Genomic DNA, 10819 nt, shown 5'->3' on the forward strand with positions numbered 1-10819 from the left:
CACCACCTTGCAATGCAGCGTGATTGAACATACTTATATAATTGTTGGCTCTATTGAACTCAGCTCTTATCAGTTTTTCACTTCTTTGTTTGTCAAATTGTTTCTTGCCACTCATTAATTCTGCACCCTGAATTAAATAGTTTACCACACTGTCTTCATTTGTCCAATTGACTGTACCTGCTTTACTATGGAAATCTAAAATACTCGTGTCCATTTCAGGTATAGTTGGGTCTGAGTCTCCCCAAGGGCCTGATGACATAAGAGTTAAGGAGTTAACTCTGTCGGCAAACTTTATTGATGCTATTTGAGAAATTAGTCCGCCCAAAGAAATCCCCACAAAATGTGCTTTGTCAATCTTGTAGCCATCCAATATTGAAATAGCGTCATTAGTTAAGTCAACAATATCGTATGGAGTAGAACCTGGTTCATAATTAGTGGATTTTCCTACATCTCTGTTGTCGTAACGAATAACAAAAAATCCTTTTTCAGATAATTGTTGGCAAAATTCAGTGTCCCAATACAGCATTGATACGGTTGCACCTGCTACCAAAAGGATTGCTGGATTTTTCTTATTTCCAAAACTTTCCGTACAGAGTTCAATGCCGTTTGTTTTAATTATTTTCTCTTTCATTTCTGTTTTCCTTTGTTTGCAACTGATTATTATCAGTCCTAAAATTAATATCCAAAGTAGTTTTTTTTTCATTTATCAATGTTTAACTGTTATGCTGGTATCTTTCACAATGCCCGCTAACGTTTCGGGGCTTTGCGAAGTGGCGGAAAATCGAAGCGGAAAGTTTCGATTTAGACGACACGTAGCAAAAGCCAATTTCTATTTGCTAAATTATGAAAAAAAGCCAATAAAATTGGCTTTTGCGGATTACGAAGCAGAAAACTTTCAACTATTACTTAACCCGCCATTTTGCAAAACCCTTGTTGGTGGCAGTACTGGTTGTTCACAGTGCTATTTTCCGTTTAATATTGATTTGCTCCAAAAAAGTTTCATCGTGAGAAATGACAAGCAATGTTCCCTGATAATCGTTGATTGCATTCGTCAGAATTTCAATATTTTGAATGTCTAAGTTGTTGGTCGGCTCGTCCAAAATAATCATATCGGGTGATTGATTGCCGATACTTAAACAGCATAGCATTAAACGTATTCTTTCTCCACCACTCAAAGCGTTACAAGATTTACCCCAATCTTCTCTTGTGAACAAAAACCGGTTCAACCGAATTTTAATTTCGTGTTCCTGCAATGCAGTCGTGTTAAACACTTGTGCCTGTTCGTAAACTGTCAGATTATTGTCAATCAAAGAATAATCCTGGTCGATATAAACCGATTTATTTTCTGCGATAAAAACCGTCCCGATTTGTGGTTTCAGATTTCTCAAAATCACTTTTATCAAGGTTGTTTTTCCCGAACCGTTTGTACCTTTTATGGCAATTCGTTCTCCACTTACAATTTGAAAGTTAAGATTTTCCGTCCACAAATAGTTTCCGTTTTCATAACTAAAATTGATATTTTCGGCAACGAACAACTTTTTGCCTTTATGTAGTTTGGCGTTGTCAAACCCGAATTTCATTTGGTCGGTTTCCGAAAGCGAAGAACGCAGGTTTTGAAGCTCTTGTTTGATATTCCTGATTTTTTCTGTGTGAACACCCGCAATTTTGGCGGTACTCCGCTCTGCACTGTTTTTCCACGTACCGGAAACTATTTTCGGAAGTCCTGCTTTGCCTAAATTTTTCTTGGCTCGGACATCTAATCTTTGTTGCCGTTCTGTGGTTTCACGTTCTTTTTCTTTCGCTTTCTTCAACGCCTTTTCTTTGCTGTGTATATCTTGGCTTATCGCATTGATTTCAATTTCTTTTTGCTCTTTGTAAAAATCATAATTACCTCCATAAACTTTAATTCCGTTTTTGTTCAGTTCGCAAACGGTATCCAGAATATTTAATAATTTTCTATCGTGGCTTACGATAATCAAGGTGCTTTTTGTGTTTTCGATGAAATCATACAAAATATTTCTTCCCGAATTATCCAAATGATTACTCGGCTCGTCCAACAAAACCAACTCGGGTTGGTGAATGGAAATTCCTGCCAAAAACACTTTGGTTTTCTGTCCTCCGCTCAATGTTTCCATTTTTTGAGACAAGTCTAAATTAGACAAATTCCAATAGTTCAAGGCTTCCCTACAACGGTCTTCTATCGTCCAATCGTCATTGAGCAAACTGAAATTTTCTTCCGATACATTTCCGTTCAGAATTTCTTTCAAAGCGTTCAGTTTTTCATCAATTAGCAAGGCTTGTGCAATGGTTAAATGATTGAATTGCCCGAAAATTTGCGGAATATAATACGGTTGCGTTTCGACTTTCAACAGTCCGTCAGACGGTTGTAATTCTTTGGCAATAATTTTCAGCAAGGTAGATTTTCCAACACCATTGTTGCCAATTAATGCAATTTTTCCGTGATTATTTACCGTCAGATTGATGTCGCTGAACAGTAAATCTTTGTTAAGATGTGTATATGATAAATTTTGAATAGTAAGCATAATTTCTTCCTTTTAGATATTAAACAAATCAGCCAAACTCGATTTCGAGTTCACTGTTTTCTGAAGGTCTGAAAGAAATTATTTTTTTACATTTTTCGCTTACTTTTAATTTTATGGTGCAAAGCTACAATTTTTTTCGAGAGTTCGGTTCGTATTGCCACCAACGCCCAAATATACGAACATTCGTTTATTTTACACAAATATCTTGCGTATATCAATTTTATTTGTAATTTTGTATATAGTTGAAAAATAATTTATGAGTTTAATACGATGCAAATATAAATTATTTTATATTATAAATCAAATATTTTTTAAAAAAAACAGAAGATTGAAAAAACTTCTGCACTTGGTTTGACAATTCAAGTTTTAATTTTTAACAGACAACGTAAAATCAGACCATTGCTCAACCCTAAACGCTCGAATATCTCTCACAGATGCACCGAACCACGGTAATGCCTTTAGAGCATTTATCGCATCAAATAAATTTGCCATGTTTTCGCTTTCGTTCACATACAAACTACCCTGGATTCTATTAAACCCAAAACTTTTTAGCGTATTGGCAATATCGATATACGCTTGTGAAGTGCCTTTTGGATGATTGGCTATGGTATCAGCTACAACTAAGTCAAAGGAAATGGCAAACATTAGGCTAACTTCTTACTTTCAACAATGTCCAAAACACGGCATTCATCAACAATATTTGATTCTAAGATTCGAATTTTAACAAGCTCAAGAACATTGTTTGTTTCGATAGATTCCAATACTTCGTATGCAACGCCGTATTCACCGAATTGCATAATGTCGCCCTTAGAAATGCGAACTTCTGATTGATTCATCTTAACCCCCTATTGTTAGGATACTAAAATCAAGTATATCACCAATTTATTTATCTGTGGAAATTATTCATCCAATACAGATAAATCAAACGATTTGAATATCGACAGCGTTTCAAATTTGTAGCGAATAATTAGCAAGCATTGTCGATATTCTTTGCGTTCAAAGTAGAATTTTTCGCCCCCATTCCCTAAAAATTTTGCGTTTGCAATGATAAATTTTTCGATAGTAGCATCATCAGCATTGAGCAATTGCTCATAGACTTTCAGTGCGTGCGACAGCTCGTCATTAACTTGTTTTTGAGCGTCTTTTTTCGCTTGCTCCTTGCGTTGACGCTCGATTTTAGCTTCATTTTCCGCTTGTCTGTGTTGCTCAAGTGCTTTATTTACAAGGTTTTTGCGGTGAATGTCTGTGGCGTTGATACTATCAGCGTATAAATTCTTTTGTTTAACTATTTCACGCTCTTTATCAGTCAAATTGTCGAACATATCGACAGTATTTGTATCACGCTCTTTGTTTTTTTGCGACTTCTCTTTGACTTTGGATTGAATGTCAAAGCGAAAACCAACGATTTTACGACCCTGTTTTTTCTGCTCGTAACTGACAGAGTAGTCTGTATTTTCATTGATTTGTTTCATGGAGTAGTCAAGAACAAATTTTTTGAAATTCGACATCAAACTGTATTCATGTTCATGTAATCCAAGACGAAAACGCAGGTCAGATAGCGAAATTTCAAACCAACCCTTACCATTTTTTTTGTCAAAAAAACGCATTAACAATTCAAAAAATCGCAAAGAATATTGACCAGATAAACGCTTAATCTGTTCTTTGTTGTATGCTGTAAAGTTGCGTTCAATCTCAACAAGCATGGGGATAATAGCGGTAGAAAACATAAATTTTACAGTTGCTTCTGCTTCTACATACTTCGCAGATTGTGTAAAACGCTCGTAAACGACTTCAATATTTCCACGCTTGTTAATTCTTTGATAGCCCCATTTTTGTTCAAATAAACCCATGACGGCTTTACGCAAAGACTTGTAGGCGGCGTGCCTATCCACATCAAAAAGTTGCATATAATCGTCAGCATGAATTGTTAATTCTTGATTTTGTGCAGACTCTACCGTGTCAAATTTTTCACGAATTTTCAAAATCGCAAGCAAAATAAGACGCTGTTCAACTTCGTTTAGTCTGTGTGACGACTCAATCAATGCATTATCTTTGACAATCAAATTTCCCATACAATTCCCCCTAGAATTTCCCCCATTCTATCAAAAAAAATCATTTGAGTAAATTATTTTTTTTCTTACTCAAATGGTGACCATTACTACTCATATTGGTGACCATTACTACTCATATTGGTGACCATTACTACTCATATTGGTGACCATTACTACTCATATATCTGCGAAAACCTTTGCTATCAAAGGCGTTGCGAGTGTCTATAAAACAACAAAGTTGTTATAAAACAAAAAAAGCTTTTTTGTTTGATTTTTTATTGTTGCAAGATAAGTTCTTTGACTTCGTATTGTTCATAAGCGTGTTCATAATAGAACTCGTAGTGCGTTTTTGTAGCAGATAATTTTGTGATTATTAGTTGATACATTCGTTTATTTTCATCACGATAAATTAAAACAGATACATCATCTGATTTTTGTCTGACTTCTACATTCGACAGCAAAAATTGTCTGTCTTTTTCGTTTGCTGTCTGACTATACGCAATCATTTTAATCATGACGAAGTCATATTCATCATCAAAAATTTTCAGCATTGCATTACCAACCAAAAATTTTTCTCGTGCTTTTTCTTTTCGTTGTTGTGTGGATTGTCGTTTTTCTGCTGTATCAATCTTTGCTTGATACGCTTTAATTTTTTTGTCCGCTCGGAAAAGTTTTAGGGCGTTTTTAATCAAGGTTTGGTTGCAATCTTGATTGTTTTTGTATGCTAGACAGTGTTCAACAATCATTTTTGATTGACTGTCGATTGCGTTTTTTCTGCTTTCAATTAAGTCATCAATCAATGCAATGTCAGATTTGGTTAGCGTTGTCATTCAATCCCCCTAATATATTTTCAGCCAAAATTTACCGATTTTTTGCAAAATTTCATCTTGCTAATTTTCCTTGCAATTTTATCACTTTTCCGCTAATCTGTCATTGTTCTTTGTGCACACAAAGCCCGGTTAGACGTTTCTTTCGCAGGCTCAGAAACTACCGGTCTAGGGACACCCTAGAACCCGCTACAACGCTTAACAGCGTTGTTTAAAATCTCATATTTTTTGATATACTTTTTACTTCTAAACTGCGTTTTTTACTGCTAAATCGACAATTTTTACTTATAAATCGAAAATTTTTACTGCTAAAGTGCAAAAAACTACTGAAAATCGACAAAAAATGCTTAAAAATGACCAATTTTTCTTAAAATCGACAAATTTAACTGTGAAATCGACAAAAAATGCTCGTAGAACGCAGTTTTTAGCTTGTTTTAGCGTGTTTTTGACTGTGGATGACCAAAAACTACTTGGAATTGCACAAAATCGCTTAAAATCGACGAAAAACGCATTAAAATCGACAATTTTTACTGCGAAATCGACAAATTTTGCTCAAAATCGACCAAAAACTACTTAAAATCGACAATTTTTCATTTGCAAATTTTCGCATTGGGGGACACATGGCACTATCAAGATTTGAAGTAAATTCAGGTGCAAAAGGCAAAGGGCTACCGCACTATCTCTACATTACAGGTCAAGGAAAATACAAAGAAAAGGACACAGAAATCATCTTTGTGCGTAGCGAAAATATGCCAAGTTGGGCACAGGACGCGGGGGAATTTTGGGACGCAGGCGACGAGTTCGAACGAAAAAATGGTTCAGTGTATCGTGAACATTTGCTATCATTGCCTAGAGAATTGACACATCAACAGAACATAGAATTGATTGATGAATGGGTAGAAAAACACTTACAGGGATACAGCTACACATACGCATATCATGAAACGACAGCAAGGGACGGACACATTCAGCCGCACTGTCATCTTATGTTTAGCGAACGCAAAAACGACGGTATAGAACGCACAAAGGAACAATATTTTAAACGCTACAATGCCAAAAATCCCGAAAAAGGGGGCGTTAAAAAATTGAATACAGGCAAATCACACACCGAGCGACAGCAAGAACTTTTGGCATTGCGTCATGACTTTGGCGAGCACTTAAAGGAACATCTAATCAGACACGGTTATGAAAAATCTGCTGAACTTGTCGATATGCGTAACTATATCGAGCGTGGAGCAGAAGCACCAGAGCGACAAAAACCGATTTGGATTATCAACGCAGAAAAGGAAAAAATGCAAGCAGAGCGAGCAATACACGACATCACAATGCACGAAATTTCACAGCAACCAAATGCACCACGACCGCACGAAATTTCAAAAAATCGTGATGATAATTTTAATTTTGACCGATAAAAAACCGCCAAACTTGGCGGTTTTTTATTCCTAAATTTTCACTTTTTCTAACAAAATGAATTTGTTAGTTGAGCTGTAAAGTATGAAATACTTGCTTTGCTGCATCTTCTACTAATTTATTGTTGAATTTGGCTTCTTCGGTAAATTGCGTACTCATGATTGCCATCACAATCGGTTTGCGATTTGGTATGCGAACCACCGCAATATCATTGCGTACACCATATTTACCCGCCCCGCTTTTATCGTACACTTTCCACGATGTTGGCGTAGCAGCGCGAATCAATGGATTGCCTGTTGCGTTATTGTCCAACCAATTCCACAAAATCGTTTTTTGCGATTCGGTTAATGTGTTGCCCAATAAATACGCATTTAAATTCATCGCCATTTGTTTGGGTGTACTCGTATCACGAATATCGTTGGGTTTGGCTTGATTTAAATCGGGTTCTAGCCGATTGGCATGGGTTACGTTATCGCCTAATTGTCGCAAAATACGTTGATATTGTTCCACGCCACCCAATTCTTTGAGCAGCAAATTGGTCGCGCTGTTGTCGCTAAACCGCACGGCTGCTTCACATAATTGGGCAATCGTCATGCCTTTGCCAACGTATTTTTGGGTTTCGGGAGAATAACTAACCAAATCTTTTTGGCTGTATGAAATGGTACGATTTAAATCTTTTTCAGGCAGCGATTGCAACACCGCCCCAGCCAACAACGCCTTGAAAGTGGACGCATAAGCAAAGCGTTCATCTGCACGATAAGACAAAGAATGTCCCGTTTCTGTATCCCATACATAAACGCCAATTCGGGCTTGATACTGCTGTTCCAAATTCGCCAAAGTCTGTTGAAAGGTGGCTTGTGTGGCTGATTGTTGCACAGGCGCACTAGCAGGCTGCGGATTAGACGTTACCGAATGAACAGAATTGGGCGAACAAGCCGTTAATGTTAATGTCAGCAATAATAATGTGCCGATTTTTAACTTATTCAACATAAATTATCCTTTGATTTTACTAAATAAATTTCTTTTCAGGCAGCCTGAAAAATAATTTTACCAATCACGCGGGGCAATCAATTCTACACCATCTGCGTCATCAAAACCATAAGCTTGGGCAATAAATTCCATGGTTTCGCCAAAACAATCACGCGCAACTGTTTCAATTTCGCTGTCATTTTCATCAAATTCATCTTGCAATTCATTGAGTTGCTCGGTGGCTTCGTGCGTAATGGCATACAGTGCGTCTAAATTGTCGGGTTGTTCTTGTTCAATGCGTTGGCACACATTCAAAAAAATGGCTTTGCATTTGTCCACCAAAAAATTGGGAAAATAGCCGTCATCATACATGCCACGCAGAAAATCGTATGATTGAATTTGCGGATTTTGAATGTTCATCTTGTTTCCTTATTTTATGGGTTATGAATGTTCAGGCAGCCTGAAACGTATTATTCATGAAAATAAGCGGTAATAAGCAACATAGCATAAAGTATTGCCCCCATCAGCCATAACAGACCATCCCAATAAGCGACGCTATAACTATAAATAAAGGCAAATAAAAGGGGACCAATGATCCCGGTAATATTGGTTAGGCTCACCAGAGTACCTTGTAATTTCCCTTGCGCATTATCATCGACAGATTTTGATAAATAACCTTGTAATGCGGGTTGCCCCATACCTCCTGCCGCTAAGCAAATTAATGCTGGTAAGATGACCCAAACGTGGCCTATCCACGCTAATAATAAACAGCCCATCATATCAATAGACATACTGATCATAATGGTGGTTTTTTCGCCCCATTTTTGTGCCAATTTCCCAGCGACAATCGCCTGAAAGAAAATATGTAATACACCCAGAACCGCCAAAGACATACCGATAGAAGTTGTGTTCCAATCAAAACGATATTGTGTAAACAGCACCCAGATGGTGGCAGGAATTTGCCCGATAAGCTGGATAATAAAATAGGTTGCTAACCAAAAGTAGAGGCTTTTCTTAAAAAAAACAGTGACTGTATTTGAGGCAGTTTGGTTTTCAGGTGTCCTATTGGCAACAAGCGCTTCTCTTTTTTGTGTTTCTCGGAAAAAGAGCAAAGAGAGTATTAATAATATCGAGTGTGAAATAGCGGCAAAAATAAATGGCATATGAGCACTGATATCACCTAATAATCCCCCTAGCATTGGGCCGATAATAAGGCCAACACCAAAAGCACCACTTAAGAAACCAAAATAGCGAGTTCGATTTTTAGCGGGAGTCACATCACTCATCGCTGATGCACATACGGCACCTGTTGCGCCTGTGATCCCCGCAATGATGCGCCCAATATAGAGCATCCAAAGTGTGGTTGAGAATGCCATTAAAAGATAGTCGAGTGCCGCGCCTAAAAGGGAAAACAGCAAGATGGGTTTTCTGCCGTATTTATCAGACAGTCGTCCTAGAATAGGAGCAAAAATAACCTGCATGGTAGCATAGAGCGCTAATAGCACACCGTAATGGGTTGCCAGTGAATTTTCACTGACAAATTCATTTAATAGAGTAGGGAGTACTGGCATGATAAGCCCGATACCAATGGCATCTAATACGGTGATCAGTAGTATAATAATAATTGATTTATTCATTGAGATCCTAAAAATCTATCAGTGATAGAGTGGGTGTAAAATATCACTATCAGTGATAGATTGTCAAGGCTATTTTATTTTGAGGTAGGTAATGGCAAAGCTAGATAAAGAACAAGTTATTGATAATGCGTTGATTTTACTTAATGAAGTTGGTATTGAAGGATTAACAACGCGTAAGCTGGCGCAAAAAATAGGTGTGGAACAACCCACATTGTATTGGCATGTAAAAAATAAACGCGCTTTGTTAGATGCATTAGCAGAAACTATTTTGCAAAAGCACCATCATCATGTTTTGCCATTGCCGAATGAAACATGGCAGGACTTTTTGCGAAATAACGCGAAAAGCTTCCGCCAAGCCTTATTAATGTATCGTGATGGTGGCAAAATTCATGCGGGAACACGCCCCTCTGAAAGTCAATTTGAGACATCAGAACAGCAACTACAGTTTTTGTGTGATGCTGGGTTTAGTCTATCTCAAGCCGTGTATGCATTAAGCTCTATTGCGCATTTTACATTAGGCTCCGTACTGGAAACTCAAGAGCATCAAGAAAGCCAAAAAGAGCGTGAAAAAGTAGAGACGGATACTGTTGCCTATCTGCCATTATTAACCCAAGCCGTTGCAATTATGGATAGTGATAATGGTGATGCTGCATTTTTGTTTGTCCTTGATGTGATGATCTCTGGACTTGAAACAGTATTAAAGAGCGCTAAATAAATCTAAATTCGCTGACGCCCTTTTTGGCTAATTAGTTGCCCTTGTATGTCAGCGATACCAATGTGAGCAATACAACCTGCATTAAATTGTAAATAGTCATCTTCGATGCCATCAGAGAAAATTACGCCATTCTCTGGCATCAAAGATCCTAATTGCAGTGGTGAGTCAGGCTCAATAGTGCCAAAAGTCAGTGCAACACCTGTTGTTCTACTTGGAAATGGCTCTCTTACACTAAATTGTAGCTTTCGATCACTCCAGCTAAAGCCTTGTAATAGAGGGTGCGAAGCTTCTCCTGTAATTGCCATCGCACCAGCAAGAATAGATTGAAACCACCCCGTTGATCCCAATCCTGTTGATACAATAATGCCTGATGAAGACTGCACTTCTTCAGCGCCATTCCAATACATTGTTAGCGGGTCGTTGTTTTTGTTTATCAGTCATTTATGTGTTTTTCTATTCCATCAATTATTGATTTCCAATCATCAACGTGTAATTCGTGTCCTGTACCTTCAAGGGTGATTAGATTTGAACCTTTTATTTTTTCTAGTAAAAAACCTGCATTCTTATAATGCCAAATTTTGTCGTCTGTTCCGTGGATAATTAAGGTGGGTTGTTTGATTTCGTTTAATCTGTTCCAATATTCTTCACCACCACCTTGCAATGCAGC

13 protein-coding genes are annotated in these 10819 nt (G+C 37.5%); 2 read left to right on the forward strand and 11 right to left on the reverse strand.

Annotated features, from left to right (window positions below):
- From B0680_RS05835 to B0680_RS05860, 6 genes are all read right to left on the reverse strand, one after another.
- Nucleotides 1-703, reverse strand: a 703-nt coding sequence (locus B0680_RS05835) for an alpha/beta fold hydrolase (protein WP_078254175.1), incomplete at its 3' end; no start/stop codon positions are given.
- Nucleotides 704-953: 250 nt separating this feature from the next.
- A complete protein-coding gene (gene abc-f, locus B0680_RS05840) occupies nucleotides 954-2543 on the reverse strand; it encodes a ribosomal protection-like ABC-F family protein (protein WP_078254166.1) in 1590 nt (529 codons plus the stop codon).
- Nucleotides 2544-2909: 366 nt separating this feature from the next.
- Nucleotides 2910-3188, reverse strand: a complete 279-nt coding sequence (locus tag B0680_RS05845) for a virulence factor (protein ID WP_078254167.1) — start codon at nucleotides 3186-3188, stop codon at nucleotides 2910-2912.
- A complete protein-coding gene (locus B0680_RS05850) occupies nucleotides 3188-3379 on the reverse strand; it encodes a hypothetical protein (RefSeq protein WP_078254168.1) in 192 nt (63 codons plus the stop codon). Before B0680_RS05850 ends, B0680_RS05845 begins: the two co-directional genes overlap by 1 nt.
- Nucleotides 3380-3442: 63 nt before the next feature.
- Nucleotides 3443-4615, reverse strand: coding sequence for a replication initiation protein RepM (gene repM / locus B0680_RS05855; RefSeq protein WP_078254169.1), 1173 nt, complete (start codon nucleotides 4613-4615; stop codon nucleotides 3443-3445).
- A gap of 254 nt (nucleotides 4616-4869) precedes the next feature.
- Nucleotides 4870-5424, reverse strand: coding sequence for a hypothetical protein (locus B0680_RS05860; protein WP_078254170.1), 555 nt, complete (start codon nucleotides 5422-5424; stop codon nucleotides 4870-4872).
- Between the two features lie 617 nt (nucleotides 5425-6041).
- Here B0680_RS05860 and B0680_RS05870 point away from each other — a divergent pair.
- Nucleotides 6042-6833, forward strand: coding sequence for a MobA/MobL family protein (locus B0680_RS05870; RefSeq protein WP_078254172.1), 792 nt, complete (start codon nucleotides 6042-6044; stop codon nucleotides 6831-6833).
- Between the two features lie 64 nt (nucleotides 6834-6897).
- Here the strand turns inward: B0680_RS05870 and B0680_RS05875 are convergent, their stop codons facing one another.
- Genes B0680_RS05875 through tet(H) form a run of 3 tightly spaced genes read right to left on the reverse strand, consistent with a single transcriptional unit; the run spans nucleotide 6898 to nucleotide 9437 of the window.
- Nucleotides 6898-7821 (reverse strand): broad-spectrum class A beta-lactamase ROB-3, encoded by a 924-nt coding sequence (locus tag B0680_RS05875; RefSeq protein WP_075606311.1) that lies wholly within the window; start codon nucleotides 7819-7821, stop codon nucleotides 6898-6900.
- 57 nt (nucleotides 7822-7878) lie between these two features.
- A complete protein-coding gene (locus B0680_RS05880; RefSeq protein WP_075592508.1) occupies nucleotides 7879-8220 on the reverse strand; it encodes a DUF5713 family protein in 342 nt (113 codons plus the stop codon).
- A 50-nt stretch (nucleotides 8221-8270) separates the two neighbouring features.
- Nucleotides 8271-9437, reverse strand: coding sequence for a tetracycline efflux MFS transporter Tet(H) (tet(H), locus tag B0680_RS05885; RefSeq protein ID WP_078254173.1), 1167 nt, complete (start codon nucleotides 9435-9437; stop codon nucleotides 8271-8273).
- 91 nt (nucleotides 9438-9528) lie between these two features.
- Here tet(H) and tetR(H) point away from each other — a divergent pair, with 91 nt between their 5' ends.
- Complete coding sequence (tetR(H), locus tag B0680_RS05890; protein WP_078254174.1) at nucleotides 9529-10152, forward strand: tetracycline resistance transcriptional repressor TetR(H); 624 nt, start codon at nucleotides 9529-9531, stop codon at nucleotides 10150-10152.
- Nucleotides 10153-10154: 2 nt separating this feature from the next.
- Here tetR(H) and B0680_RS05895 read toward each other — a convergent pair whose 3' ends face one another.
- Both B0680_RS05895 and B0680_RS05900 read right to left on the reverse strand, forming a co-directional pair.
- On the reverse strand, nucleotides 10155-10559 hold the full coding sequence (locus B0680_RS05895) for a diacylglycerol kinase catalytic domain-containing protein (protein ID WP_211271259.1): 405 nt from the start codon (nucleotides 10557-10559) through the stop codon (nucleotides 10155-10157).
- Between the two features lie 26 nt (nucleotides 10560-10585).
- On the reverse strand, nucleotides 10586-10819 hold a 234-nt coding region (locus tag B0680_RS05900; RefSeq protein WP_143821369.1), incomplete at its 5' end, for an alpha/beta fold hydrolase.

Source organism: Moraxella pluranimalium (genome assembly GCF_002014825.1).
GTDB lineage: Bacteria > Pseudomonadota > Gammaproteobacteria > Pseudomonadales > Moraxellaceae > Moraxella > Moraxella pluranimalium.

Bases quoted from the DNA above. Each gene is read 5' to 3' on its own strand.
- B0680_RS05870 (WP_078254172.1), top strand. From the start codon at position 6,042: ATGGCACTATCAAGATTTGAAGTAAATTCAGGTGCAAAAGGCAAAGGG.
- B0680_RS05875 (WP_075606311.1), bottom strand. From the start codon at position 7,821: ATGTTGAATAAGTTAAAAATCGGCACATTATTATTGCTGACATTAACA.
- B0680_RS05895 (WP_211271259.1), bottom strand. From the start codon at position 10,559: ATGTATTGGAATGGCGCTGAAGAAGTGCAGTCTTCATCAGGCATTATT.
- B0680_RS05880 (WP_075592508.1), bottom strand. From the start codon at position 8,220: ATGAACATTCAAAATCCGCAAATTCAATCATACGATTTTCTGCGTGGC.
- B0680_RS05845 (WP_078254167.1), bottom strand. From the start codon at position 3,188: ATGTTTGCCATTTCCTTTGACTTAGTTGTAGCTGATACCATAGCCAAT.
- repM (WP_078254169.1), bottom strand. From the start codon at position 4,615: ATGGGAAATTTGATTGTCAAAGATAATGCATTGATTGAGTCGTCACAC.
- abc-f (WP_078254166.1), bottom strand. From the start codon at position 2,543: ATGCTTACTATTCAAAATTTATCATATACACATCTTAACAAAGATTTA.
- B0680_RS05860 (WP_078254170.1), bottom strand. From the start codon at position 5,424: ATGACAACGCTAACCAAATCTGACATTGCATTGATTGATGACTTAATT.
- B0680_RS05850 (WP_078254168.1), bottom strand. From the start codon at position 3,379: ATGAATCAATCAGAAGTTCGCATTTCTAAGGGCGACATTATGCAATTC.